Origin of the sequence: Chryseobacterium sp. GM_Chr_2, from assembly GCF_026540445.1 — a bacterium.
In the GTDB taxonomy this organism is placed as follows: Bacteria; Bacteroidota; Bacteroidia; order Flavobacteriales; family Weeksellaceae; genus Chryseobacterium.
In genome coordinates this window covers 122,016-147,831 of record NZ_JALNUD010000003.1, presented here as the reverse complement: position 1 = coordinate 147,831, position 25,816 = coordinate 122,016, and the positions used below count along the sequence as shown (strand labels likewise).

General features: G+C 34.3%; 23 protein-coding genes and 1 other RNA gene. 3 read left to right on the top strand and 21 right to left on the bottom strand.

Going from position 1 to position 25,816, the window contains the following annotated elements; all coding sequences use genetic code 11:
• Window positions 1-5: 5 nt before the first annotated feature.
• Window positions 6-602, bottom strand: a complete 597-nt coding sequence (locus tag OXQ85_RS06225) for a DUF4199 domain-containing protein (RefSeq protein WP_267402956.1) — start codon at window positions 600-602, stop codon at window positions 6-8.
• Between the two features lie 131 nt (window positions 603-733).
• Here OXQ85_RS06225 and ffs point away from each other — a divergent pair.
• Window positions 734-831, top strand: an RNA gene (gene ffs, locus OXQ85_RS06220) — signal recognition particle sRNA small type.
• Between the two features lie 105 nt (window positions 832-936).
• Here the strand turns inward: ffs and OXQ85_RS06215 are convergent.
• The 7 genes from OXQ85_RS06215 to gyrA form a co-directional block, all read right to left on the bottom strand.
• Complete coding sequence (locus OXQ85_RS06215; RefSeq protein ID WP_267402955.1) at window positions 937-1,623, bottom strand: metal-dependent hydrolase; 687 nt, start codon at window positions 1,621-1,623, stop codon at window positions 937-939.
• A gap of 44 nt (window positions 1,624-1,667) precedes the next feature.
• A complete protein-coding gene (locus tag OXQ85_RS06210) occupies window positions 1,668-1,961 on the bottom strand; it encodes a hypothetical protein (RefSeq protein ID WP_267402954.1) in 294 nt (97 codons plus the stop codon).
• Between the two features lie 153 nt (window positions 1,962-2,114).
• A complete protein-coding gene (locus OXQ85_RS06205; RefSeq protein WP_267402953.1) occupies window positions 2,115-2,381 on the bottom strand; it encodes an SRPBCC domain-containing protein in 267 nt (88 codons plus the stop codon).
• 42 nt (window positions 2,382-2,423) lie between these two features.
• Window positions 2,424-3,353 (bottom strand): 1,4-dihydroxy-2-naphthoate octaprenyltransferase, encoded by a 930-nt coding sequence (gene menA, locus OXQ85_RS06200; RefSeq protein WP_267402952.1) that lies wholly within the window; start codon window positions 3,351-3,353, stop codon window positions 2,424-2,426.
• 72 nt (window positions 3,354-3,425) lie between these two features.
• Window positions 3,426-4,262 carry a 1,4-dihydroxy-2-naphthoyl-CoA synthase gene (locus tag OXQ85_RS06195; RefSeq protein ID WP_039372493.1) on the bottom strand — a complete coding sequence of 279 codons (837 nt, stop codon included), beginning with the start codon at window positions 4,260-4,262 and terminating at the stop codon, window positions 3,426-3,428.
• 502 nt (window positions 4,263-4,764) lie between these two features.
• The gene (locus OXQ85_RS06190; protein WP_267402951.1) at window positions 4,765-5,799 is read right to left on the bottom strand and encodes a tetratricopeptide repeat protein; all 1,035 of its coding nucleotides are present in this window, start codon (window positions 5,797-5,799) and stop codon (window positions 4,765-4,767) included.
• Window positions 5,800-5,828: 29 nt separating this feature from the next.
• Entirely contained in the window at window positions 5,829-8,432 is a 2,604-nt protein-coding gene (gene gyrA / locus OXQ85_RS06185) for a DNA gyrase subunit A (RefSeq protein ID WP_267402950.1), read from the bottom strand.
• 148 nt (window positions 8,433-8,580) lie between these two features.
• On the opposite strand from gyrA, the gene OXQ85_RS06180 reads away from it, so the two are divergent.
• Window positions 8,581-8,895: a DUF4286 family protein gene (locus OXQ85_RS06180; RefSeq protein ID WP_267402949.1), complete on the top strand. Its 315-nt coding sequence runs from the start codon at window positions 8,581-8,583 to the stop codon at window positions 8,893-8,895.
• A gap of 74 nt (window positions 8,896-8,969) precedes the next feature.
• Here OXQ85_RS06180 and OXQ85_RS06175 read toward each other — a convergent pair whose 3' ends face one another.
• The 12 genes from OXQ85_RS06175 to OXQ85_RS06120 all read right to left on the bottom strand — a co-directional run bounded on the left by OXQ85_RS06175 (window position 8,970) and on the right by OXQ85_RS06120 (window position 23,495).
• The gene (locus tag OXQ85_RS06175) at window positions 8,970-9,161 is read right to left on the bottom strand and encodes a hypothetical protein (protein WP_267402948.1); all 192 of its coding nucleotides are present in this window, start codon (window positions 9,159-9,161) and stop codon (window positions 8,970-8,972) included.
• Between the two features lie 271 nt (window positions 9,162-9,432).
• Window positions 9,433-9,927 (bottom strand): GNAT family N-acetyltransferase, encoded by a 495-nt coding sequence (locus OXQ85_RS06170; protein WP_267402947.1) that lies wholly within the window; start codon window positions 9,925-9,927, stop codon window positions 9,433-9,435.
• A gap of 3 nt (window positions 9,928-9,930) precedes the next feature.
• Window positions 9,931-10,446 (bottom strand): YetF domain-containing protein, encoded by a 516-nt coding sequence (locus OXQ85_RS06165; protein ID WP_267402946.1) that lies wholly within the window; start codon window positions 10,444-10,446, stop codon window positions 9,931-9,933.
• A gap of 94 nt (window positions 10,447-10,540) precedes the next feature.
• Window positions 10,541-10,675 carry a protein with bacteriocin-type signal sequence gene (locus OXQ85_RS06160; protein ID WP_267402945.1) on the bottom strand — a complete coding sequence of 45 codons (135 nt, stop codon included), beginning with the start codon at window positions 10,673-10,675 and terminating at the stop codon, window positions 10,541-10,543.
• Between the two features lie 200 nt (window positions 10,676-10,875).
• The gene (locus OXQ85_RS06155; RefSeq protein WP_267402944.1) at window positions 10,876-11,280 is read right to left on the bottom strand and encodes a hypothetical protein; all 405 of its coding nucleotides are present in this window, start codon (window positions 11,278-11,280) and stop codon (window positions 10,876-10,878) included.
• A 174-nt stretch (window positions 11,281-11,454) separates the two neighbouring features.
• A complete protein-coding gene (locus OXQ85_RS06150; protein WP_267402943.1) occupies window positions 11,455-12,612 on the bottom strand; it encodes a hypothetical protein in 1,158 nt (385 codons plus the stop codon).
• Entirely contained in the window at window positions 12,599-14,929 is a 2,331-nt protein-coding gene (locus OXQ85_RS06145) for a hypothetical protein (protein ID WP_267402942.1), read from the bottom strand. The genes OXQ85_RS06150 and OXQ85_RS06145 overlap by 14 nt, the downstream gene beginning before the upstream one ends.
• 77 nt (window positions 14,930-15,006) lie before the next feature.
• Window positions 15,007-17,835 carry an excinuclease ABC subunit UvrA gene (uvrA, locus tag OXQ85_RS06140; protein WP_267402941.1) on the bottom strand — a complete coding sequence of 943 codons (2,829 nt, stop codon included), beginning with the start codon at window positions 17,833-17,835 and terminating at the stop codon, window positions 15,007-15,009.
• Between the two features lie 317 nt (window positions 17,836-18,152).
• Window positions 18,153-19,079 carry a DUF3829 domain-containing protein gene (locus OXQ85_RS06135; protein WP_267402940.1) on the bottom strand — a complete coding sequence of 309 codons (927 nt, stop codon included), beginning with the start codon at window positions 19,077-19,079 and terminating at the stop codon, window positions 18,153-18,155.
• 30 nt (window positions 19,080-19,109) lie between these two features.
• On the bottom strand, window positions 19,110-20,984 hold the full coding sequence (locus tag OXQ85_RS06130) for a type VI secretion system baseplate subunit TssF (RefSeq protein ID WP_267402939.1): 1,875 nt from the start codon (window positions 20,982-20,984) through the stop codon (window positions 19,110-19,112).
• A gap of 22 nt (window positions 20,985-21,006) precedes the next feature.
• Window positions 21,007-21,447 carry a GPW/gp25 family protein gene (locus OXQ85_RS06125; RefSeq protein WP_267402938.1) on the bottom strand — a complete coding sequence of 147 codons (441 nt, stop codon included), beginning with the start codon at window positions 21,445-21,447 and terminating at the stop codon, window positions 21,007-21,009.
• A gap of 632 nt (window positions 21,448-22,079) precedes the next feature.
• Complete coding sequence (locus tag OXQ85_RS06120; protein ID WP_267402937.1) at window positions 22,080-23,495, bottom strand: amino acid permease; 1,416 nt, start codon at window positions 23,493-23,495, stop codon at window positions 22,080-22,082.
• 506 nt (window positions 23,496-24,001) lie between these two features.
• Between OXQ85_RS06120 and OXQ85_RS06115 the strand changes: the two genes are divergently transcribed.
• Window positions 24,002-24,511 carry a DUF4920 domain-containing protein gene (locus OXQ85_RS06115; protein WP_267402936.1) on the top strand — a complete coding sequence of 170 codons (510 nt, stop codon included), beginning with the start codon at window positions 24,002-24,004 and terminating at the stop codon, window positions 24,509-24,511.
• A gap of 65 nt (window positions 24,512-24,576) precedes the next feature.
• On the opposite strand, the gene OXQ85_RS06110 is transcribed toward OXQ85_RS06115, so the two are convergent.
• Window positions 24,577-25,686, bottom strand: coding sequence for a M14 family zinc carboxypeptidase (locus OXQ85_RS06110; RefSeq protein WP_267402935.1), 1,110 nt, complete (start codon window positions 25,684-25,686; stop codon window positions 24,577-24,579).
• Between the last annotated feature and the right edge of the window lie 130 nt (window positions 25,687-25,816).

Here is a 25,816-nt window from a genome sequence, read left to right as displayed (position 1 = left end):
TAAAATTATTCTTGATTTGTTAATTCGGGATGAATGGTTTTCGTTCTGAAAAACGCTCCGAAAAACACCGACAAAACTACGTAAAATATAAGAATTGCGGCGAAATATCCTGAAAAATGACTTGCCGTAAGCATATCTTTTCCTTTAATAGCCTCAGGATTAAATCTCTGAAGACCTTCTTTATATTTCTGCTCCAGCTCATCAATATCTTTCTGATGTTTTAAAATTTTCTTTGCAGAAGTGTATTCAGCGTCTAATTCAGCTTTTTGTCTTGTCACATATTGATAATTCAACAACTTTTTAGCATCTGTATCTACAAAATTTAAAAATAAATAAATACTGAAAACTGAAAGTATTCCCCCAATGAACATCGGAACGAAAGCTCTTTTAAAAGCTTCTCTAAAATTCATTTTATGGTTGTTCCAATACGATTTTACCGACCAAAATGCTCCAAGGGCATATAAAATCGGCAACACAAAAGCATTGGCTTTCAGTGAAATATCAAAATAATTGATACCTGAGAAAAAAGTGTACACTACAAAAAAGACAATCATTGTAGCGATAAAAAGTATAATTCCTAATGTTGATGGACTTTTCGTCATATTTAAATTTTAATAAAAAAATTGAAAAATTATTGGTCTAAATTTCAGCAATTTAGCTTTAATAAAGGATTTTTCGAGTAATTTTTCTATAATTTTATTTTGAAGTTTATAATTATTTCCTACCTTTGCAACGGCAAGTCCTAAACAACCAGCTCCTGAGAATCCTCCAGGGTGGGAACGCAGCAAAGGTAATCGGTCGTAGCGGTGTGATTTAGGTAGCTTGCCATTTTTTTTTGGTTTTAAGTGAAGTAAGGTAATTTGAAGATTATCTTTTTTTATGTCTAAACTTTCCAACATTTCTATTTTAATTTTCAAATTACCTTTCCAAATTTTATTAAAATTCGAACGTCTCGCCTAATTTTGGTAAAACAAGTTCTACATTTTTTTCTGCAAAATGCTTCAATGCACTTTCGTGGTTGATTTCAATTGCTGGGAAAGTATCAAAGTGACATCCGATTACTTTTGGAGTCTTCAATAATTCCGCAGACGCAAAAGCTGCCTTTCTAGGGCACATTGTATAATGGCTACCTATCGGAAGGATAGAAAGGTCTAAATGCCCGTATAACCTTGGAAACAGCTCCATATCGGCCATTACTCCCGTATCTCCAGCCATGTATAGGTTTTTACCTTCAGGAAGTCTGAAAATATATCCTACAGGAACGCCTCCGTAGCTTCCATCTGGGAATGAACTCGTGTGGTGAGCCGGAACCATTGAAATCTTAAGATCATCGATTTTTGCCGATCCTCCTAAGTTCACATCGTCTGTATTTTTCGCAGTTTTGAAATATCCGCAAATCTCAGGAACCGCAATAATAGTTGCTTCTGGGTGAAACTGTAATACTTCTTCTACATCTGCAATGTGATCTCCATGAGCGTGAGTCAGCAAGATATAATCGATTTTCTGAGCAGAAATATCAAACCCCGACTCTGCCTTTTTGTAATTGTAAAAAGGATCACTTAAAATTGTTTTGTCTTTGTACGTGAACAAAAAACAGTTTTGTCCTAAATATTGTATTTTCATTGTAAGTTTATTTTAAAATTATTTATAGATTTATAACTTGTTCGTTATACCTTTACCGACATGCTACTATTGTAATAATAGATTAAGTATACACAAAATACAATTATTAAAATTTGAAATATTATAATGATAAAATGAGGCTTTCTTTTCTGTTTTAAAATTGAAAAAGAAATAATAAAATCAATTAATAAAATTATTCCTAAAACAATTGGTGTCATCGCAATTTCATGTATAGATAATTCCTCAAAGATTAATTCTTTAGCCAATAAAAGAAAAAAGCTAATTGCTATGATTACTGATATCCCAGAAATAACTTTATGAAATTTTTCGTTTATCATTATTATTTTTTTGGAAATTTATCCTCAATCAATCTCAAATTAATTCCGTGTTCAAGATAAGCTTTGCAACCATCTAGAACCGTTGTGAAACCACCTGTATTATCATTAATTGCTTTTAAAAGATCTTCTCCAGTTTGAGAATATCCGTAACTTTTAATGACAACTAAAGTTCCTTTTTTCCTTTTCTTTGAATTCGTAATCTACGTTGGTTAAAGGTTCTCCCCACTCCATTTTTATTAATTGATTCTGAATGATCTGCAAAACTTTCACATCCGACTTTACGCCATACATTCCCCACTCCCAAGTCACTGTTTTACCTTCTTCTAATTTTCCGGTTGATTTTGTAAACCAAAAATTCGTGGTAATTTCAGGATTGATGAATGCTTCAAAAACCTCATTAATAGGTTTTCTAATCAACATTTGGGCTTCAACGTAAACATTCGAATTTATGATAGAAATATTTTAATTAAAAAAATTAAGTCCAATTGCCGTAAGCACCGCCATTACGAAAGTCATAATCCCGACTTGCTTCAAAAACGGATCTAATTCTTTCGGTTGCTTTACAGACATGATGCTTCTTCTTAATTTTGCCAACGGAAATAAAAGAATCATCACGATAAAAACATAATAATTTTTTGTCTGAATGAAACCGTTCATCGCTAAAAAGATAAGAATTAAGATTAAAGGTAATTGCAAAAGGATCATTTCGTAGATCATTGCATTTTTAAATCCTATTCTTAAAGCAAAACTATTTTTGCCTGAAAGTTTATCGCTTTCAATATCTCTCATGTTGTTAAGGTTCAATACTGCCATACTCATCATTCCGATGGCTGTTCCCGGTAATAAAATATCCCAGCTGAAAGTTTTTGTAAATAAAAAATAACTTCCGCAAACAGAAACCAATCCGAAAAACACGAATACAAAAAGATCACCTAACCCCATGTAACCATACGGTTTCTTACCAACAGTATATCCAATAGCTGCTAAAATACTTGCGACTCCAATTCCTATAAAAATGTAAAATTCATTTACGTAATTTGGAATAAAAGCGACATATAAAAGCGCAATTGTGGCCACAAAAGACAAAACAGAAAAAAGAATCACCGCATTTTTCATTTGCTTTGCTGTAATTTTTCCAGATGCTACTGCTCTCGCTTCAGCTTCTGTTGCTCTTTTGGCATCCGTTCCTTTTATCCCGTCTCCATAATCGTTCGCGTAGTTGGATAAAACCTGATACAACAACGTAACAACCAATGCCAATGCAAAGATCTTCCAGTCCCAGGTTCCCCCTTCCCCCCAAAGCCTCCATTTTGCAATGAATGCTCCCATTATAATTCCGCTCAGGGACAGCGGTAATGTTCTAAGCCTTGCGGCTTGTATCCAATCTTTCATAGTTTATAAGTAATGAGTAATGGGTAATAAGTAATGCTCAAATTGCTCATTACTTATTATCAATTACTTATGTTATGATATCCACTGATCTTTTCCGAAATCCGGTTTTCTTTTTTCTAAGAAAGCATTTCTACCTTCTTTTGCTTCTTCCGTCATATAAGCCAAACGTGTTGCTTCTCCTGCAAAAACCTGTTGACCAACCATTCCGTCGTCCGTAAGGTTCATCGCAAATTTCAGCATTCTGATTGATGTCGGAGATTTTGCTAAAATTTCCTGAGCCCATTCGTAAGCTGTATCTTCTAATTCGTCGTGAGGAATTACGGCATTTACCATTCCCATTTCGAAAGCTTCCTGAGCTGAATAATTTCTCCCTAAAAAGAAAATTTCACGAGCTTTTTTCTGTCCGACCATTTTAGCCAAATAAGCTGAACCATAACCACCATCGAAACTTGTAACATCAGCATCCGTTTGTTTGAAAATTGCGTGCTCCTTACTTGCCAACGTTAAATCGCAAACCACGTGAAGAGAATGCCCTCCACCAACAGCCCATCCCGGAACAACGGCAATTACCGCTTTAGGCATGAAACGAATCAAACGCTGAACTTCCAAAATATTCAAACGATGTCTTCCGTCTTCTCCAACATATCCCTGATGACCTCTTGCTTTTTGATCTCCACCACTGCAGAAAGCCCAACCTCCGTCTTTTGGACTTGGCCCTTCTCCTGAAAGCAAAACAACCCCGATAGAAGGATCTTCTGAGGCATCATAAAAAGCATCGTATAATTCTGAAGTTGTTTTTGGTCTGAAGGCATTACGAATTTCCGGTCTGTTGAAAGCGATTCTCGCTACACCGTTACATTTTTTGTAAGTAATATCATCGTATTCTTTGACGGTTTTCCACTCGATCATCTTGTAAAAATTTTTCCCAAAGATACGGAATTAGAGAGAATTTTAACATTGATTTTTAATGATAATCGTTGTGAATTTTAAGATAAATATTGACGATTTTTAATGTTTAAATTATTTTAATGCAAAGTTTACAAAGCTTTTTGATTACATCAAACCTTTAATCTCACTTAGAGCTTGTTTCCATTTTATTAGTGTTGCATTGATTGATTTTGAAAAGGATTTTATCTAAAACTTATTTTTTTGACGCAAAGTTTTAATTTAAAAGCAAAATATATTGGAGTGAGCAAAGAAGAATCAACAAGTTGATTTGATGAAGTTGTATTTTCAAGCTTCACGAAGCAAATTCATTTGCCTTTACCTTCTAAAAATAAGCAGAGAGCCAAAACAATCTTTGCGTTTAAAAAAAGAGCATGACAATCTAAAATAAAAAACGTTCCTATTGAACAAAAAAAAGCCGAAACAAAAATGTTTCGGCTTTATATTTAATCCTAAATAGTTAAAATTATTTAGCGGGCTGTTTTGCCTGAAGTTCAGCTTCTTTAGCTTTCATTTCAGTAGCTTTAGCCTGATTTTTAGTGATACTGTAAATATCTTTCAATGTTGATACTGCTTCTAAGCTTGTAGGCATTGCTTTATACCAACTTTCAGCAAAAGGTAAAGACTTTTCAAATCTTGCTTTTCTTGCATCGATCAATTTAGTCGCATCATCCGGCTTTGTTTTTCTTAATGCATTGATTTCCTCAACTGCTTTAGAATCGTCACCAATTGTTGTGTATACTAAGTTTTGGTAAGCGTTTGCAAAATCTGGCTTCAGTTCAGTTGCTTTTTTGAAAGACTCAATAGCAGCGTCTACACTTGCAGGATCTTTAGCCTGTAAAACTCCTAAATTGTACCAATTGGTAGCATCGTTAGGGTTTTTAGCCAACTGCTCTTTTAAGTTCTGCATGAATTTTTCTGTGTTACCAGAAGCGTACAATGCAGTTCCCTGAGCTTCTTTTAACTTAGCATTGTTTGGAAATTTAGCCAATCCTTTCTCGATAAGAGCTACTGCTTCATCATTCTTTTTAGCATTTAGCAATAAAGTAGATAAAGTTTCATACAAATCCGGCTCTACGCTTGGCGTTTGCTCAGTTTTGAAATCTGTATAGTCTTTAGAAGAGTTTTTCTTCAAAAGATCCCAAGTTTGCTTATCGTATGTCGCAACATTCCCAGCTTTGTCTTTCGCTGTATACGTTGTCTGAACCCCAGTATATCCTGAATTAATTAAATCCTGATAAATTTTGATAGCAGCATCGCTGTTGTTAGCTAATGCATAACTCAATCCAGCATAATACATATACGTTTTGTCATCCTGCCCGTTTGCTTTTAGCAAGTCATAAACTTCTACAAATTTAGGAGCCGATGCCGCGTAGTTTTTAGCATTATATGCATCCATAGCTGCTTTGTTAGCGCTCTGTAGTTTAGCATTCACATCCTCTTTTTGTCCGAAAGCAAAAGCTGATGCTACAATTGCCAAACTTAAAATTAGCTTTTTCATAATCACTATTTTATATTAATTGTACAATATTATTCTTCTGAATCAGAATTCTCAGTTTCCTCCGCAGGGTTTTCGTTTTCTGCCTGAGGTGTTTCTGCATTGTTTTCCTGGTTATCAAATAGCGTTCCTATAATTTCTCCATTTTCCTCCGCTCCTTCTTCTTCCTCATTCTCTTCTACATCTTTATCCATTTCTACTTTTGCAATGGCTGCAATTTCGTCATTCTTTTTAAGGTTAATCATTTTAACCCCTTGCGTATTTCTACCCATTACTCTCATCTCATCCATATTCATACGAATAGCAACTCCGGACTTGTTGATGATCATTAAACCATCTTCGTCTGTAACGTTTTGGATTGCAATAAGATTTCCTGTTTTTTCGGTAATGTTCAGGGTAATAACTCCTTTTCCTCCTCTGTTGGTAATTCTGTAATCTTCTACCGCAGTTCTCTTACCATATCCTTTTTCAGATACCACAAGCACTGTTTCGTTCTCCACATCATTCACAACAATCATACCAATGGCTTCGTCATTATCTTCCATCGCAATACCACGAACCCCAATAGAACCTCTACCTACCTCTCTTACTTTTTCTTCAGGGAAACGGATACATTTACCATTTTTGGTAGCAATCATAATCTGAGAACTTCCGTTTGTTAGATAAGCACCTAACAATTGGTCATTATCTCTAATTTCAATAGCATTTACACCATTTACTCTCGGTCTTGAATATGCTTCAAGAGACGTTTTCTTAATCGTACCATTTTTGGTTACCATTACAACGCTCATTTGGTTTACATATTCGGCATCCTTCAAGTTATTGGTTCTGATATATGCTTTGATCTTATCGTCCGGTTCGATGTTAATTAAGTTCTGTACCGCTCTTCCTTTAGCCGTTTTAGACCCTTCAGGAATTTCAAATACTCTTAACCAATAACATCTACCTTTTTCTGTAAAGAACAACATATATTGGTGGTTGGTTGCCGAAACAATGTACTCCAAGAAATCGGAATCTCTTGTTGTCGCTGCTTTGTTTCCTACACCACCTCTACTTTGGATTTTATATTCCGAAAGCAACGTTCTCTTCACATATCCTGCGTGAGAAATTGTAAGAACCACAGATTCGTTCGGTATAATATCTTCAATAGACATTTCACCTCCTGAATAATCGATTTCTGTTCTTCTTTCGTCGCCGTATTTTTCTTTAATTTCAACTAGTTCATCCTTAATGATCTGGAATCTTCTTGGTTCATTCGCCAAAATATCTTCCAAATCAGCAATTTCTTTCATAATTGCATCATATTCATCACGGATCTTATCAAGCTCCATTCCCGTCAAACGAGCAAGACGTAGGTCTAGAATCGCCTGAGCCTGAATTTCAGAAAGTTCGAATTCTGTAATCAAACCTTCCTTCGCAGCCTGTGGATTTGAAGAGTGACGGATAATTGAAATCGCTTTATCTAAAGCATCCTGGGTACCGATCACTTTCATGAAACCTTCTAAGATATGAGCTCTTTCCTTCGCTTTTCTAAGCTCGTACTGAGTTCTTCTTACAATTACTTCATGTCTGTGTTCAACGAAATGGTGGATGATATCTTTAAGGTTTAACTGCTCTGGTCTACCATGAACCAAGGCAATATTATTAACACTGAAAGATGTCTGAAGCGACGTATATTTATATAATAAGTTTAAAACAACGTTTGGAATCGCATCGTGTTTCAATTCATAAACAATACGAAGACCTCTTCTGTCGGACTCGTCTCTGATCTCGTAAATTCCAGGAATTTTTTCATCTTTAACCAATTCAGCAGTTCTAGCGATCATCTCTGCTTTGTTCACTTGATAAGGAACTTCGTTTACGATAATTGCATTTCTGTTTCCGATTTCCTCAAAAGCAACTTTAGCTCTTAAAACAACTCTACCTCTACCCGTGTGGAAAGCGTCTCTTACCCCGTCATAACCATAGATAATCCCTCCTGTAGGGAAATCCGGCGCTATGATGTGCTGCATTAATTCATCGATTGTAATTTCTTTATTATCGATATAGGCACAGATCGCGTTGATAGATTCCGTTAAATTATGAGGAGCCATGTTGGTTGCCATACCTACCGCGATACCGGAAGTTCCGTTTACCAAAAGGTTAGGAATTTTTGAAGGCAAAACTGTTGGTTCCTGTAAGCTGTCGTCGAAGTTATTCTGGAAATCTACCGTTTCTTTATCTAAGTCTGAAAGAACCTCATCAGAGATTTTTTTCAATCTAGCTTCGGTATAACGCATTGCTGCAGGCGGGTCACCATCCATTGAACCAAAGTTACCCTGCCCGTCTACCTGAGGATAACGCAAGCTCCAGTCTTGTGCCATTCTCACCATTGCATCGTATACAGAAGAGTCTCCGTGTGGGTGATACTTACCTAAAACGTCTCCAACAATTCTCGCAGATTTTAAATATTTTCTGTTAGAAAAAACCCCTAATCCATACATACCATAAAGCACTCTTCTATGAACGGGTTTCAAGCCATCTCTTACGTCTGGTAGCGCTCTTGACACGATAACCGACATCGAATAATCGATATAAGATGACTTCATTTCATCAACAATGTTGATAGGAATTAGTCTTTCTCCTTCTTTTTGCATAAACAAATTTTATTATAATGATTTCCAAACCTTTAGCTGTGAGCTTGAAAATTATTTATTTTGTATTTTTATTAACGGGCTAATTTACGAAAAATTTGCCGATTTTTGCGGTAGAATTTATCCAAAAAATCTTAAAAATTCATAAAATATGAGCGTATTGAGTATAACTTTCCACTGCACGAAAAATAATCTTGAAGAATGGGAAAATTATATTGATGAAACATTGATTTTAATGACAGAAAATTTAATGGATGTCAATAAATATATTCTTTCGGAAGTTCACAGCGACTATATCGACGAAGGAAAAAACTATAACCTTCTTTTAATTTTTGATAATGATGATCTTCGAGAAGATTTCGTAAAAAGCGAACTAGAAAATATCGCCGAGCGAGTGGAAAAACAATTCGGACAGGAAGTGATGATCTTCAATACTTTTCTGAATCCGAAGAAATCGAGAATGTAATTAAATTTACATTTTCTTTATAAAAGCAAAAGCACTGAAAAATTTCAGTGCTTTTTTATTTTTTCTCAATTGAATCATCTGTGGTGTCCCCGTCCGCGACCTTTATGATGTCCATGACCGTGCCCATGCCCTTTTTTCTCATAGATATACACTTTTCTTGCATGCCCAGGAGGTCTTCCCCTTCTACCGTGGTGTTCATGAACAACGCATGAAGTCAGCATCAACATTACTGTCGTAACTCCGACAATTTTAATCAAACCTTTCATTATTTTTCTTTTTCAAATTTCGATATGAAAAATATCAAGGTTAATGCCAAAATGGGTTGGAGAGTTTTAAGTGTTTATGAGTATTTGATGTAAAGTGTTGTTTTTGAGATTTTTATTGATCGATTAAAAATTTGGAGATTTGGGGGATTTAGAAATTACATCATGTATGTTTGCGAATCGGATTAGCATCCGATTCTGGTGTAATTCGTCCTTTCAGGACTCATTAACTATCAACTATCAACTATCAACTATCAACTATCAACTATCAAAATTAATCAATCGCATCGCTTCTCTTTTCCAGCATCACTGCATCTTTCCACTCGCCATTGATCTTGGCTAATTTTTTTCTAATGCCTACTGTTCGGAAACCATTTTTCTGATGAAATTTTAATGCATTCACATTTTCGGGGAAGAGATTGGTCTGTAAAGTCCAGAATCCGTGGCTTTCGCTATCCAAAATCAGCTTTTTAAGCAAAATTGAACCTAGACCTAACCCCTGATGATTATTGTCTAAATAAATGCTTACTTCGGCAACTCCTTTGAAACTCTCTCTTTTACTGATTGGTTTCAAAGCGCACCAGCCAATCACTTCATTGGTTTCATTCTCCAACACCCAGCGGCAGTCGTTATAAAAATCCATATTCCAGGCTTCGGCGCTGGGAATAGTCGTCTCAAAAGTGGCGATTCCGCTTTCCACGCCTTGTCGGAAAATCTCTAAAACCTTCACCTCATCCCCGGGAAGCATTTCTCGCAGTTCGTAATTCATGATTTATCTAAGATATTTTCGTTTATTTTTCCTTTTAATTCTGGAATAATGTGTCTGCTTACTTTTTTCATCCTCAGAAATAACGCTAATATTTCCGTCTACTTCCAAAATCGACAGTTTTACATTTTCTATTCCTTCCACTCCATGTTCTCGAATCGCTTCCTCTAATTCATCTTTGGTAATTTTCACCTTGTTTAAAGCAGTTATATCAATTTTACCATCTCTCACCAAGATTACAGGATCTTCCTCCATAAAGCTCTCAAATTTATGATTCGCAAACATGAGTCTTTTCAAAATAAAATTAGCTGCAAAAAGAACCAAGGCAGCCACCAAACCGCCCTGAAGAGAAGTATCCGGACCTACCATCGCATTCTGAACCGCATTGGAGATCAACAATAGTAAAACCACGTCTCCAGCATTCAACTGAGAAAGCTGATTTTTACCAAATAAACGTATGGCAACCACCATGAAAAGGTAGACACACAGGGAACGGACAACCACATCTAGAATCGGATTCACAGGAATTTATTTATACTCAAATGTATACATTTTTATGATTGAATTGATAATATGATGCACAAAAAAACCGCTTCATAAAAAGCGGTTTAAAATTTTAAGGACATTGTGCAATAGGAACGGTGCTGCAAACTGTTTTGTTTAATCTTTCGCAGTAAACACAGTATTGCTTCGGTTGCCCTCCGTACACTGACTTTAAGTCTGATTTTGTTAGTTTCTTTAAATTTTTCATATCGTTTTAATTTTGTGGATTAAATATAAAACGAAAATTATTCTTAAATATTACAATTTTACAATCAAACGTTCTACGATTTACATATTAACTTTCTATTTATTAAGAGCTTCAACAAGCTCAGCCATAAAAAGTTATAAAACAAAACCACACAAAATTTGCGTGGTTTCGTTAAAAAAAATTTTATGAAAATTATCTGTTTATCTATTGTTGATTTCCACGGTCACAGGCATTACATACGTATAGGCAACCAAATTTTCATTCAGTTTTTTGCGGTCTACTTTATAATCTAATTCGCTTAGAACCGTTTCAATTTCTTTACTTACACTTTTACAATCACCATTTGAATGTACATTCACGATTTTTCCGTTTTTTGCTATATCGAATTTCACGACGGAGTTTACAGTTCCCTGCTTATAATCTGTATTGGTAAGATCAAAGTTTTCCATCAGTCGGCTTCTGATATCGTTGAATGTTTCACTTTTACTCAACTGAATCTCTTCAATCATATTATCATTGGTTGTTTGTGCTTTCGCAGTATTCATTATCATTGAAAAACCACTCACAAAAAGTAACGCCACAAATATTTGAATTTTATTTCTCATAACTCACTGGTTTAAAATATTATACTAAACTATTTTTGTATCTCTTAACCAAAGTTAATTAAAATAATTCATATTAAATTCACATACAGTTAACATTGGGTTAACATTGAAGATTAAATATTTGATTTTCAATTGAATATATTTTTAAAATAATTGAAAATTTAATATTGGAAGCTAAATTATGCCTAATTGTTTCGCAATATCTTGCTTATATTTTTCAAAAGGTTCATTGTTTGACTCAAAACATTCTTTACCGAAAATATCTTTTTTAAGATCACTTTTGCTCACTGTAATTTTATTGGCTCTGAATAATTTTATAATTGCTTCAATCTGTTTTTCAGGATATCTTTTTCTTTTCTCTATGAGTTCATAACCAATACTTTTATGAAAATCATATCTACCTTTTAATTTGAACATATCTAAATATTTATCAATATCTTTTTCAGATTTTAAATTTCTAAATTTGACTTCCAAATCCTCAATCTGCTTTATGTTTTGTAATTTTTCCTCAAATTTATCTGTTTTAGTATCAAAGTTAAGTTTCAAACTCAAATAATCATTTATACAAAAACTTTCTGAAGAAGGAGAAATAGATTTCATGAAATCAGACAGATCAAAATCTTTTTGACCTTTAAATTTTGAATTACAAGAATAACAAGAAGGGATAAGGTTATATAGTGAAATTGATAAAAATGGAAACTCTCCTTTAGGGATAAAATGATCTAATGTAAAATGATCTCTAAACATTTTCATACTATTAATATTTTTAATAGTAATCTTTTGCCAAGTTTTCGGACCAACTCCCAAAATTTCTTTGATTTTATTTAATGAAGTAAGTTTTTCGATTTTTATTTTGTTATAAACCAAATCCCCTTTAGTTTTTGATAGCAATTCTTGCCATTCTTCGCAAGTTGCGTTTTCAATAAACTCTTTAACAGTCTTATATTCAATAAAAACGTTAAAAGGATTTATAAAATCGATACTACAGTATGGACAGGTTTTTATGGGCAACTTGCTAGATATAAAAAAATCTGCAATGTCTCTTTGGACTTTAGTATAAAAGTACTCATATTGATTTTTCGTATTTTTCCATTTAAAGTTTGCATTCAAAGCATCTGTATTCTGCAATTCAGCTTTTTTTGAAAAATCTACTAAATCTGAAAATCCAGAAGTTAGAAGTTTCTCATAATCCCAATCGTTATCAATTTTCTCTATTTCTACATTTATTGCATCTACATCAAACGTAGTTTCCTTTAGAATTATGTTATAAAATTTATTATGAAAATCTTTTTTTTCCTTATCATTATTATATAAATAATTAATTTTCTTCATCTCTCAACTGTTTTCTGATTAAATTTAATTGTTCTATTAATAAAATTTCTTGATTTTTTAAATCATCTTTTGATGGAGGTGCTTGAAAATACAGATTCAGTTCCTCTAACTGACTTTCTAAAATCTTTCTAATATATTCCTCTCCTATCATTTTTATTAATAATGTATAATCCCTTTTACTTTTAATAAATTTATTTTTTAATTCTTCAAAACTTTTTTCTTCAGAATATAAATATTCATTATAGTCGTTTAAAAATTCATTTATTTTCGAAATAGCAAATTCTCCTTTAGTACTTGTTATAAAAAAACCATCTGTTAACATTTCGTGAATATTTTCGGCAAAAGTGTTATCTCCTTTATATACTTTTGGTACAGATTTTTTTGTTTCTTCATCAACTTCTAAGAATAAAACATTTTGTCTTGGTATATCTGATAGAATAAAAGGAGAATGGGTGATAAAGATGATATTTAAATTGTGTGTACTCGATATTTTATAAACCGCTTCCAACGATTTCAAAAAATCATGAATAAACTTTCTTTGGAACTCAGGATGTGCATATAATTCTATTTCATCGAAAATAATATTTACATTTTTATAATTTATAAGTTCCTTTCTTTTTTCTTCACCATGTTCATCTTCTTGATCATGATTTTGAACTGATTTTAAATTTCTTAAATGATAGATTACTGAATGAATACTGTATAATTTTTGTTTCTCTCCTGAACTAAAATTATCAAAATGATTATTAGATGGTACTTCATTAAAATAGTAATTAACCTTAAATATAGAGGGTAAAGATTCTCTAATTGAAAATTCATCATTAGAAAAGTGTGAAATTGCAGGTAAATCTATTCTTGATTGTTTCCATGAGTGATGTATCTTTTCATACAATTCTGTAATTTCCAAAAGCTTTTCATTTGAATCTTTTTCAAATAAATCATTTTTATCTAAATATAAATATTTCAAAAAGAATAAAGCTTGTCTAAGTTTATCTGTATTGTGGCTAATATCCTGATTGATTGCTTTAAAATAGTATTTTAATTTTTTTTTATTTTTAATAGAATATTTACTTCTTGTTATTGGAAAATCATAATATGGAACTTCAATATCGTTACTTTCAAAACAATCATAAAACTCTTTATAAACTGAATAATGTCGCATTCTTATCAGTTTAAAAATAATATAATCTCGAACAAAAGGATAGAGAAAATGATTTGTTCTTATTGCAATAGTCTCTTTTTCATAGAAAATAGAAAAAAGCGAATTCAAAATTTCCTGTTTTTCTTCTTCCGAAATATTTAACCATTGATTACGGTTCTCTTCCTTATCCCAATCATGCCATTCTGCAGATACGGTTTGATTAAAACCTATAAATTTATTCTCATTCAACTCAATACTCACATGAGTAACCGTTTTCCCTTGCGAAATTGTACGCAAAGAGGGTTCTTGTAAAATATTGACTAAAAATCTTGATTTTGAAAGTTCTTTTTCAGAATTGATGTTGATATTTCCCTCTTCTCTCATAGGATTAATTACCACAGGTAATTGATAACCATCATTTTTATGAAAAACACCTTTTAACCACTCTCCTGATTCTAAAGCGTTATATCCATAATGTGAATAATTGATAACCATAGTATAGAAAAAATCTTGAAAAAAATGTAGTTCTTCACGACTAATTTTTAAATGTTCTATTTCTTGCCCAGATTTTAAAACTTCCTTCGAAATATCAAAATTTTCTTTTATAAATATATTACTACTTTTTTGAAAATCTGTTATTGTGATTTTATTGTCTTCTAATCTAATTTTTCTAATTTTTTCTTTAGCGTTAGTTCCAAAACATTTTAACTCTTCATTATGAATTATACATGGTTCAGCTTTATGTATAATAAACATTTCAACATTAATGTCTTTCAAATCTTGTATTTTGCTATTATTAAATTTGGTAATCAAATCATTCTGTCTATTTTCATTAGAATCATAGTACAGATTTTCAGCTTCAACAAAATCTTTCTTTATTTCCAAAGACAATTTTACAACAGAAGCCACCAACAACTCAACCAAAGCACTTTTACCACTTCCATTTTTACCTACAATAGCACAAATATTCACTTTTGTCTTGAAATCTCCTTCTTCTTGATAATAAAGCTCTTCAGGTACAGTTTCTTTATATTCAAGAGAATTTATATTTCCTTCATTGTCTTGAATAAATTTGTAATCATTATAAAATTGATAAATTCTACTTTCTTCTAAATTCTTAAGAAATTTCGGATTACAACCATCTAAAGGCCTAATCGCTAAAAGTTTAAAGCTCATGTATATTCGTTTTTCCCAAAAATAAATAAAAAAACCACAATTTTCATTGTGGTTTCCCGTAATATATCTGTATAATTTTATAATTCCCTCTTTAAAAACTTCCCCGTCAAACTCTTCTTCGACTTCACAATTTCCTCAGGCGTTCCCTGCGCAACGATCTGTCCGCCGTGTTTTCCACCTTCGGGACCAACATCGATAATATGATCGGCTAGTTTTATCACATCCATATTATGTTCGATAATAATGAACGAATTTCCTAATTCCACCAATTGATTAATCGCATCCATCAGGATTTTCACGTCTTCAAAATGAAGTCCGGTTGTTGGTTCGTCGAGAATGTATAAGGTGTTTCCGGTTTGTCTTTTCGATAATTCCGTTGCCAACTTGATACGCTGCGCTTCTCCTCCAGAAAGTGTTGTCGACTGCTGTCCCAACGTGATATATCCCAAACCAACATCTTGTAAAGTTTTCACTTTAGCAAAGATCTTAGGAATCGGCTGGAAAAATTCTACCGCTTCATCAATCGTCATATCCAACACATCGGAAATCGATTTTCCTTTGTAGCGAACTTCCAGTGTTTCTCTATTGAAACGTTTTCCGTTGCAGGTTTCACAATGAACGTAAACGTCTGGTAGAAAATTCATCTCAATAACCTTCAAACCACCGCCCTGACAAGTTTCACATCTTCCACCTTTTACGTTGAAAGAGAATCTTCCCGGCTTATAACCACGAATTTTACTTTCGGGTAATTCTGAGAAAAGATTTCTGATGTCCGTAAACATCGCCGTATAGGTTGCAGGATTCGAACGCGGTGTTCTTCCGATTGGCGTTTGATCTACATCCACAATTTTATCGATATGCTCAAGACCTTCAATTTTTTTATAAGGCAAAGGCTCCTGAACCGCTCTGTAAAAATGTTTATTCAGAATTGGATATAAAGTTCCGTTAATCAAAGAAGATTTTCCGCTTCCTGAAATTCCTGAAACTACGACCAATTTTCCCAGAGGAATATCAAGGGTAACATTTTTAAGATTATTTCCTGTTGCACCTTTTAATATAATATGCTTGCCATTTCCTTCTCTTCTCTTTTCAGGAATGGCAATTTTTCTTTTCCCGTTAATATATTGAGCGGTGATCGTATCGGCTTTCAACAAATCTTTCGGTTTTCCCTGCCAAAGAATTTCTCCCCCAAATTTTCCGGCTCTTGGGCCAATATCCAACACCTCATCGGCTTCCAGAATCATGTCTTTATCATGTTCTACCACCAACACAGAATTCCCGATGTCTCGAAGATTTTTTAAAGAATTAATCAACCTTTCATTATCTCTTTGGTGCAATCCGATACTTGGTTCATCCAAAATATACAAAACATTTACCAGCTGAGAACCAATTTGTGTTGCAAGACGAATTCTTTGAGACTCTCCTCCTGAAAGCGTTTTCGAACTTCTGCTCAAACTTAAATAATCCAAACCAACATCCAGCAAAAACTGAAGTCTGGTTTCGATTTCCTTTAAAATTTCGTGAGCAATGATTGATTTTTTCTCAGAAAATTTATCTTTAACGTCATGAAGCCAGTCTTTAAGATCAATTAAACTTAATCCGTTAACCTCAGCAATATTTTTACCGTCGATTTTAAAGCTTAAACTTGAAGGCTGAAGACGCGTTCCTTTACATTCTGGGCAGGTTTCTTCTGTGGTAAAATGTCTTTCCAACAAAATCGCCTCGTACGATTCTCTTTCTTCGATAATCTCTTCCATAAAAGGAATCAAACCATCAAAACTGATTTTAATCTTTTTGGTAATTCCTGCGTATTTAAGATCTTTATTAAACTCTTTATGACAACCGTTGTAGATATAATCCAATGCTTCTTCCGGAATGTCCTGAAAAGGAGTCGTTAATCCCAAACCGAAAATTTCTAAAATATTTTTGATCTGAGAAAGCACCCATTTATTAGATTTGATATCTTCCAAAGGTAACAAACCGCCTTGGTTGATCGATAATTTCGGATTTTCAACAAAATAATCGGTGTTGATCTTTTTGATCATTCCCAACCCTTTACAATTGGGGCAGCTTCCTTTTGGTGAATTGAAAGAAAACGTATTCGGTTCCGGTAAAGCTAATGAATGACCGGTTTCAGCATCCATCAAATTTTTAGAGAAATATTCAATCTCCGTGCTTCCTAATTTTTGAATTCCGATAATTCCCTCTCCCATTTCCATCGCGGTACGCAACGATTTTTCCATTCTGGATTCGGAAGCAGTTTCGCCAATAATCCAACGGTCGATTACAATATCGATGTCGTGAGTTTTGTAACGGTCTAGTTTCAGATCATATTCAATATCCTGCAGCTCGCCGTCAATTCTTGCCTGTCCGTACCCTTTTTTAGCCATCTGCACGAAAAGTTCGTGATAATGTCCTTTTCTAGAACGTACCACAGGTGCCATCAACATGATTTTTTCGCCTTTATAATTTTCTTTGATGGTTTCAAGAATCTGCTCTTCGGTGTAACTTACCAATTTTTTCCCTGTGGTCTGTGAATAGGCATCGGAAACCCTTGCATACAAAAGACGAAGAAAATCGTATAATTCTGTAACGGTTCCGACGGTTGAACGTGGATTTTTATTGGTTGTTTTCTGCTCGATAGCAATTACGGGGGACAATCCTTCGATCTTATCGACATCCGGACGTTCCAAACCGCCCAAAAACTGTCTTGCATACGCAGAAAACGTTTCGATATAACGACGCTGACCTTCTGCAAAAATAGTATCAAAAGCCAATGACGATTTTCCGCTTCCCGAAAGCCCCGTAATGACGACCAATTCGTTGCGTGGAATTTTTACATTGATGTTTTTAAGATTGTGCTCACGTGCGCCGTAAACTTCTATATATTCTGTTGATTTACTCATAATTTGGGGTGACTTTACCTGAAAATCACGATGTGCAAAATTACGGAATTTTTAGGAATTTTTGATGTTAAAAAGTGTTAGGAATTATTGATTGGATCGATGATAGCCTTCTGATTTTTTCGGATAAAAAAATAACACTATTCTTTTTCAGCCTTCTACGACTCTACTTTCTTTAAATACCCTTAAAATTTAACATTATAATTGTCATTCCGTAACTGTCAGGCTGAGCCTGCCGCAGCCTTTCTACTTTAAAATCATTCAACAAAAAACCGACGAAAAAAACTCTCATCGGTTTTCTTTATAGTTGTTTTAATTGTTTACTTCACAAATGTATTGTAAGAATTCAACACAGAATCGTAAGCAGAGTCAATTTGCTGAATATCGCTGTCAGAAATTTGTCCTGTTGATTTTGAATCTCTGATTAGCTTTCTGAAAACATCAAGGAAGCTGCTCGCGTTTTTATTGACCGTTTCAAACTGAGATTTTTTGTAAGAATACTGTGTATCTTTTACGTTAAATACCATTTTTGAATTGGTTTCAACCGCTTTTGCAAATTCATCATATTTTTTCTGCGCTTCTGCTTCATTGAATTTTCCATCATATTGTTTTCCCAATACACCGTAAGCAGAATCTAAAGAATTCATCATATTCTTGGAAGAAATAATAAATTCTTTCATTGGGTGATCTTTCAGAATTACGTCTTCCGCGGCATCGGTTGCCGGTTTTATTTTATCCAGAATCCCTTCTCCTGCTACAAAAAGTGCCTGCGCATCTGTTTCAATTTCTTTTCTGATGGCTTCCGCTTTTACACCTTTATCATCTTTGAAATCTTCAGCCTGCATGTATGATTTTAATTCCTCAAACTTTTTTTCAATATTTTCCTTTTTAGCTTTATAAGTCTGAAAATCACCTTCAATGGCTTTCTGATTATTGTCAAATCCGGAAGGAACGCCTTTAATTTTAGAAAAAGAATAATCTGTACCTCCAATCACAGAAGGAATATAGCTCACATTTTCGCCTTTCGCCTTAGAAGCCGCGGCATCGGCATATTTCAGAATGTTATCGATGCGATCTGAAGTTCTTTTATAGGAATCTAGGAAATCATTATTAAAATCAATAATTGCATTCGCACCGTTCTGTCCGCCCTTTGCCATTGCATTTCCAATCTTCTCAATTCCTTTTTTGCAGCTTACCGTGACGACGGTTAAAGATAATGCCATTGCAAGTACAATAATTTTTTTCATAGTTTTAATATTTAAGTTGAATATATTTAATTAAAATTCAGTGTCTTCGTTGGTTACTTTCACCTGATATTCAATACCGTCGATTGCTTTAGAAACAATTTGATTTCGAAGAATATTGGCCATATTTTCCCAATACGCTCTTCCGTAGAAAGCATAATTTTGCGGAATGATCTCTACCTCAACCGTTCTTACAAAACCTTCTTTAGGTTTATTGCTGATCATGGTTCCTCTTGTTACCCTTACTTCTTTAAGTTCATCTTTCAGCACCATTCGGCAATAATTTTTAACATCTTCCAGAGAAATAATCTTATCTCTCGTTGTTAAAGCATATTTATACGCCTGAATGCTGTCGGTTCCCTTCTGTTCCTCCGCGCCGCCGATTGTTTCCGTTAAAAGAACCAGAGTCTGAGACTTTAACTGATTCGAAAGCTCCGTTCCCGGACGCATATGATTTGCCAAAGTACAGTAGGTAACCCAGAATGACGCATACGTATGATCCGTTTTTTCCACAGGTTCCATGATCACGTAATTCAGTTCCTGTTTGATATTTCTTTTGGCATTATTTACCTTCTGAACCATCGACTTCATTTTGTCCGACATTTCGCTCAGTACGCCTTTTACATTGTCTCTGTTTAAGAGGGAAAATGCTGCAATTTCATCTCTTGTGAGCTCCAAAACGCTCGCGATCATATCTACCGCATTACGGTTGTTAAAACGTTCCATGCCGCCTTTTCGTACGGTGTAAAGCCCTTTTTTAAGATCATCATTCGGGGTGAAAGGAATTTCCGTGTATCTTCTTCCTTCCCCATCCTGAACCTCATCAACATATAAAAAATGTTCGCCATCATCAGTCACCAACGGAATATTATTCCCCATAATATCTAAACTGTATTCCGTTTTTTTCCAACCTCGGTTGTAAATAGGAAATGCGTTAAGCACAAAGGAAAAATTATCCAGAATTTCAGCAGTAAACTGTGGCGGAAATTCCAACGTCAGCCATAAATAACGTTTACCATCTGTGTATTTTGCAATTTCTTCACGTCCTTCAAGGAAATCCAGATTTTGAGGAAGTTTTCCTTCTTCAGAAAATAAACTTCGTGAAAGCCCTGAAATTTCAATGAATTTATGATGATAAATACTTTTTACATCTTCAATGATCTTATTCTGAATCGATTGCTCATGAAACATCTGCTCATATCCTTCAGCCTGATTATTTTTAAGATAAGAAATTCCTTCCTTTACAAAAAGAGGATTTCCGTTGCTAGAAACGGTAATATAAGGCAAAAGCTTGTAAACATAATCCAGATGTTCGAATGCAGGATTTGAGCAGAATACACTTACGGATTTAGGAAAATTTTCGTTAGCGTATTTAGAAACATCCACTCCAATGGTCACTTTCCTGTAATCTTCAGGCTTTCCCGAAAATCGGGCAATCGGAATTTTATTCAGTCGCTCATCAATTCCGTAGCATGTATTTCCTACAAACATAATGGAAGTCTGCGCTTTATTAATTCTTATATTGCCAATAGGTGTAAAAGGAATGTTCAGCTGTTTATCGGATTCTGATTTGATCGTGGAAGTCATCTGTTTTCTAAAGAAAAACTCAGTATGTTGCAGCAAAATTTCCGACGAGTCATAAGGCTGCGTAAAGGCAATCGCATGAGCGGGAATCGGATGGGTGTAAATAGACGGTGTGAGGAGTTTTGCCAGTCTTTCCAAAATTCGGGCATTTACCGTCTGTATTTCGTTGTTAGCTTTAAAGACTTCCGTGCTGAAAGCATCAATCAAAAGTTTAACGAAAGGATCCAAAGATTGTGGACTTTTCAATCCCCATACTTTCGTGGCATTTTGAAGCATCCTTGCCTTTACAGACTCTTTGGAATATATATTTTGATCTAAATTCATAAATAGTGTTTGGTGTTGGCGGTTAATCGATAGACATCGGGCTCAGAAAAAGTTCTGTAGAAAAGCTGAAACGTTCTCCGGTTTCTTCCATTTTTGCATTAATGGCAATTTTTACTTTCTTTTTGATTTCCGTATGTTCTTTCGTATCGTAGCTGTGTTCTACAATGAGGATGTGCGCATCTATCTGGGGCTGCACGATTCGGGGTTCGTAATCCTGTATCTGTTTTTTTAGACTTTTAATGAAAACGTTTTCCCAGACGGCACTTGTAACGCCATTGTCGAATTCCAGATTCCAAACGTCGTTTCCGTAATTTTCATCATATCTGTTCTCGCCTTTTTTGGTGGTTATCAGCAACATAATATTATGGGCAATGCTTTCCCCCATGTCGCAGATGTCTATGCTACCCCCTTCCGTCATTAATGTTGATGGAACAAAAGGCATTCTGTAATTTGGTGTGTCCATGATTCTACTTCGTTAATTTTTTACTTCATAATTATCGTTTACTTGAAAAGGAATACCAAATTAAACATTTTCTACGAAATATAGAATATGATAATATTTTAAATTTGCGGGATAATATAAATTCAATAGAGAATGGTCAATTTTTCCAGCTTTCTGCAAAATTCACTTATTGGCTATTTACTATTCACATTCTAACCACCCCTTCAAAAATTCTTTGAATTTTCGCCACCCCTCCAATGGAGGGGAATTTGTACCGCTTTATCATTACGAGGAATAAAGCAATCTTTTGGTTCAAATATGTAATTATTTTAAGAAGCTTTGATTACATAGAAAAGCAGTTTTTATTTTTTATTTGAAGCTTTTCCCCGCTTTCTGCTCTATCTTTTTTTACCTTTGCTTTTTCCATTACAAAAAAAGGATGCCGCGGCAATCGGGGCTAGGCGGAAGTCATTCTTTTCAACATTTGAAACAATTTTCGCAAAATTTGTCATTCCGGAGGAATCTAGATATAGTATTAGCGATTTATGAAAATTAGTATATCAGTTTTAAAGAAAGAGATTGCTTCGTCATTTCATTCCTCGCAATGACACTTAAAAAAAAGCTGCTCGACTTGGTCAAACAGCTTTTGAAATTTATTCTTTAATTGTTTTATTTCGATTAATAAAATAATAGACGGGGAGACCGAGCAACACCATTAGGAATCCCGGCCATGTATATTGTTGCTTGTAAATTAGAAGTAATATACAAAATCCTGTTCCGATCAATAAATAAATAATTGGTGTGATGGGATACAGCCATGTTTTATAAGGTCTTTCTAAATCCGGTTGTTTGAATCTTAAATAGATAACTCCAAAAACGGTAATCATGTAAAATAATACGATCACAAAGGAAATCATGTCTAAAAGGTTTCCATACTGCCCGCTCAGACATAAAAGAGAAGCCCAGACTCCCTGCATCCAGAGTGCATTGGCAGGAACCTCATTTTTATTGTTCTTTTCTGCCTGTTTGAAGAACATTCCGTCTTTTGCCATGGTCTGGAAAACCCTAGCACCCGCAAGGATTAGTCCATTATTACAACCAAATGTCGAAATCATAACCAAGACAGCGATAATCACCGTTCCTGCACTTCCGAAAATAAAATGAGAAGCTGCTACCGCTACCCTGTCATTTTCCGCGAAGGCAATCGCGTCTCTGTCTAGCGCATTTAGATAAACATAGTTCACAGCAATATACAAGATCATTACAGCAGAAGTTCCGTAGATCATCGACTTTACAACATTTTTTTTCGGATTTTCAATTTCTCCTGAAATGAAAGTTACGCTTTCCCAAGCTACAGAACTGAATACTGAACCTACCATCGCTGCGGCAATTCCTCCCATTAAGGTCATTCCCCCGATGGGTTGCCAGCCTTCTTTAAGGAAATTCCCTAAAGCATCTTTTTTAAGATTATTAAATGAATCATATCCAAAGTTGAAATTTTCCGCCAAATGTGAAAAATCAACTAAAATAAATCCGGCAGCAATTAATCCCAATAAAGCAATGATTTTGGAACCGGTAAAAATATTTTGCAATAATTTTCCGCTTTCTACTCCTCTGGTATTTAAATACGTTAGTAAAATAATGGTTCCAATTGCTAAAATCTGGATCCAGGTAATTTTAAACTCTCCGCTTTGGATAATAGGCGCTGCATCGTTTAATGCCGGAACCAAATAAGCGGTAAACTTTCCAAAAGCCATCGCTACTGCGGCAATCGTACCTGTCTGAATTACCGTAAACAATCCCCAACCATACAAAAAGCCCATTTTTTTGCCAAAGATCTCTTTGAGATAGGTGTATTGTCCGCCGGCCTTTGGGTATAAAGCCGAAAGTTCTCCATAGCTGATCGCAGCCGCAACTGTCATGATTCCTGTGATGACCCAAACGGCTATCATCCAGAAACCTGAGCCCAGATTCCGCATCATATCGGCGCTTACAATAAATATTCCGCTACCAATCATAGAACCCATCACGAGCATAATGGCGTCCCAAAGTTTCAGTTTTTTATGCATATTAAAATATAGGCTTCAAATATAAATAAATATAGGTTTTGTTTTTTATTTTGTTTGAAATTAAATTCAAAAGTGTATTTGATATTTTTTATACAACGATTACGAGGTTTTATTGTTATAAATGATTTTGCTTTTTTCCTGAATTTTTTACATAGAGTTTGTTATCGTAAGAATTTACAAACAAATTTTTCCTTACTATTTTATAATTAGGATGCTAATATCCTTACAGAATGACAAATTTTGTTAATATTTCCCTATACTTAAGTAGTTGACTTTCAACCTAGCCCCGATTGTAATGACATCCTTTTTGGTTGCGGCTGGAGCGAAGCGGAAGCCGTAACCAAAAAGATACAATGGAAAGCGGGATAAAGCTTCAAATAAAAATATGTAAACCGTTTATTATTTAAAATGAATGTAAAGAGAGGAAGAGGCGACCTGTTTTTTATCAAGTTTTTGAGGATTTATGATTAAAATTTTATTAGTACTTTTGGAAAAAAATATTAAAAATGAAATTCAAAGCAATATTATTCGCGGCAGCGGTGAGTGTTTCTACTTTAGCTTTTGCACAGGAATCAAAGAAATTCGGACCTCCGGCAGGAAATGCATTGGTAGGTGACGTTTATGGAGGCGGCGTGGCTTCTAATGTAGAGTCGAAAGCAATATCTGTAGATAAATTGAGCAAAAAGCTTAAAAAAGATAATAAGAAAGTAGAAAACGTAGCGGTAAAAGGTAAAGTAACAGATGTTTGTGAGAAAAAAGGATGTTGGTTAACGATCCAGACTGAAGATAATTCTCAGTTTTTTGTGAAAATGAAAGATTATGCGTTCTTCGTTCCGACCGCTTTGAAAGGTAAAAACGTAGTTTTAGATGGAACTGCTGAAAGAAAAGTGACTTCTATCGACGAACAAAAGCACTATGCTGAAGATGCTAAAAAACCTCAAGCAGAAATCGATGCGATTACAACTCCGAAAGAGGAGATCAGATTTGTAGCAAACGGAATTAAAGTTGTGAACTAAATTTAGTTTACAAAAACAACTATTATAAAATAGAAAAGCGGAACAAATTGTTCCGCTTTTCTATTTTAGTCTTCTATTGTAAAATTTACTTCGGCATCCAATTTTGGATATTTGGTTTCAGAAATAAATTTCTTTCTGGTACAGTCGATTTCGATCCAGCCTTTTCTCTGTTTCACATCTCCTACTTCCATCACAAAAGGAATAAAAGAAATTTCGTCTTTTCCATCTTCTTTTATTTCGCGATACTGAACGGCAATATCCAAAATACATTCATGATCGGTATTAAGCTTTACATTTCGGTACACAATATCATAATGCGTTTCCTGATTTTCAGGAATATCATTATATATTTCCCAACCGTCGATATTTGAATTTAATTCACTGATCGCCTTCAATGCATAATATAAAGCAATCGTATAATATTTTCTTGTGCCTTGTCTTGTATAGTCGTCTACGAAATGTCCGCCTTCAAATAAAATGGTCGGCATTCCGGCTTTGATAAAATTATCCCCAGTGGAAGTCGGATAAAATTCATCGGAATATCTCCCAATCTGATTCGGAATTAAGTCTTTTAAATGATGATAAATATTCGCAATAACTGCCATACATTTTTTACGGTTTTCAGTTACTGTTCTCTCTACATTTTCAGAAGGTGCTAAAAAAGATAAAGTAGCGGGATGAATTCCGTCTGTTGTGAAAATCGTTCTTTGCTCGTGAAGGTTCAGAGCATAATCATATTTTGTAGAAGCGACTATATTTTTAAGAAATTTAATCTCCTTACTTGCTTCATTATGAAAATCTCTGTTCAAATCAATATCGGAAGCATTCAGCCTCGTCCATCTTTCTGAACCATCCGGATTCAACATAAAAATAAAATCAAGTTTGATTTTGCTGAATAACTCTTCCTTCAATTCCGGAGATTGATCTAAAGTCATTAACAAGTCGAGCATCGCATGAGTTGCGTTCGATTCGTTGCCGTGCATTTGCGACCAAGCTAGAACTTGTATCGCTCCAGTTCCAACTGTTAATTTATAAATAGGTTTTTCTAAATACGATTTTCCGATCTCTTGAATGTAATCGCTGAGATTGTTCTGTAGATAAGAAAATAATTTTTCAGGAGAAATATAGCGATTTGGGAAATCAGGATTTTGCTGATAAAGCTGTTCAAAATTCATTCTGTAATAGTTTACAAGAGTCAAATTTAACCATTTTTCATCAAAAATTAAAATTAACATTTGTAACTCACATAAACACTGTGAACTGCCAAAATGTCTGTTGATAAAATTGTGGATTGATAATAATTTA

Bases quoted from the DNA above. Each gene is read 5' to 3' on its own strand.
- OXQ85_RS06155 (WP_267402944.1), bottom strand. From the start codon at position 11,280: ATGAGAAATAAAATTCAAATATTTGTGGCGTTACTTTTTGTGAGTGGT.
- uvrA (WP_267402941.1), bottom strand. From the start codon at position 17,835: ATGAGTAAATCAACAGAATATATAGAAGTTTACGGCGCACGTGAGCAC.
- OXQ85_RS06135 (WP_267402940.1), bottom strand. From the start codon at position 19,079: ATGAAAAAAATTATTGTACTTGCAATGGCATTATCTTTAACCGTCGTC.
- OXQ85_RS06115 (WP_267402936.1), top strand. From the start codon at position 24,002: ATGAAATTCAAAGCAATATTATTCGCGGCAGCGGTGAGTGTTTCTACT.
- OXQ85_RS06205 (WP_267402953.1), bottom strand. From the start codon at position 2,381: ATGTTGATTAGAAAACCTATTAATGAGGTTTTTGAAGCATTCATCAAT.
- OXQ85_RS06145 (WP_267402942.1), bottom strand. From the start codon at position 14,929: ATGAGCTTTAAACTTTTAGCGATTAGGCCTTTAGATGGTTGTAATCCG.
- OXQ85_RS06130 (WP_267402939.1), bottom strand. From the start codon at position 20,984: ATGAATTTAGATCAAAATATATATTCCAAAGAGTCTGTAAAGGCAAGG.
- gyrA (WP_267402950.1), bottom strand. From the start codon at position 8,432: ATGCAAAAAGAAGGAGAAAGACTAATTCCTATCAACATTGTTGATGAA.
- OXQ85_RS06210 (WP_267402954.1), bottom strand. From the start codon at position 1,961: ATGATAAACGAAAAATTTCATAAAGTTATTTCTGGGATATCAGTAATC.
- OXQ85_RS06180 (WP_267402949.1), top strand. From the start codon at position 8,581: ATGAGCGTATTGAGTATAACTTTCCACTGCACGAAAAATAATCTTGAA.
- OXQ85_RS06110 (WP_267402935.1), bottom strand. From the start codon at position 25,686: ATGAATTTTGAACAGCTTTATCAGCAAAATCCTGATTTCCCAAATCGC.
- OXQ85_RS06175 (WP_267402948.1), bottom strand. From the start codon at position 9,161: ATGAAAGGTTTGATTAAAATTGTCGGAGTTACGACAGTAATGTTGATG.
- OXQ85_RS06225 (WP_267402956.1), bottom strand. From the start codon at position 602: ATGACGAAAAGTCCATCAACATTAGGAATTATACTTTTTATCGCTACA.
- OXQ85_RS06150 (WP_267402943.1), bottom strand. From the start codon at position 12,612: ATGAAGAAAATTAATTATTTATATAATAATGATAAGGAAAAAAAAGAT.
- OXQ85_RS06215 (WP_267402955.1), bottom strand. From the start codon at position 1,623: ATGAAAATACAATATTTAGGACAAAACTGTTTTTTGTTCACGTACAAA.
- OXQ85_RS06120 (WP_267402937.1), bottom strand. From the start codon at position 23,495: ATGCATAAAAAACTGAAACTTTGGGACGCCATTATGCTCGTGATGGGT.
- OXQ85_RS06195 (WP_039372493.1), bottom strand. From the start codon at position 4,262: ATGATCGAGTGGAAAACCGTCAAAGAATACGATGATATTACTTACAAA.
- OXQ85_RS06160 (WP_267402945.1), bottom strand. From the start codon at position 10,675: ATGAAAAATTTAAAGAAACTAACAAAATCAGACTTAAAGTCAGTGTAC.
- menA (WP_267402952.1), bottom strand. From the start codon at position 3,353: ATGAAAGATTGGATACAAGCCGCAAGGCTTAGAACATTACCGCTGTCC.
- OXQ85_RS06125 (WP_267402938.1), bottom strand. From the start codon at position 21,447: ATGGACACACCAAATTACAGAATGCCTTTTGTTCCATCAACATTAATG.
- OXQ85_RS06190 (WP_267402951.1), bottom strand. From the start codon at position 5,799: ATGAAAAAGCTAATTTTAAGTTTGGCAATTGTAGCATCAGCTTTTGCT.
- OXQ85_RS06170 (WP_267402947.1), bottom strand. From the start codon at position 9,927: ATGAATTACGAACTGCGAGAAATGCTTCCCGGGGATGAGGTGAAGGTT.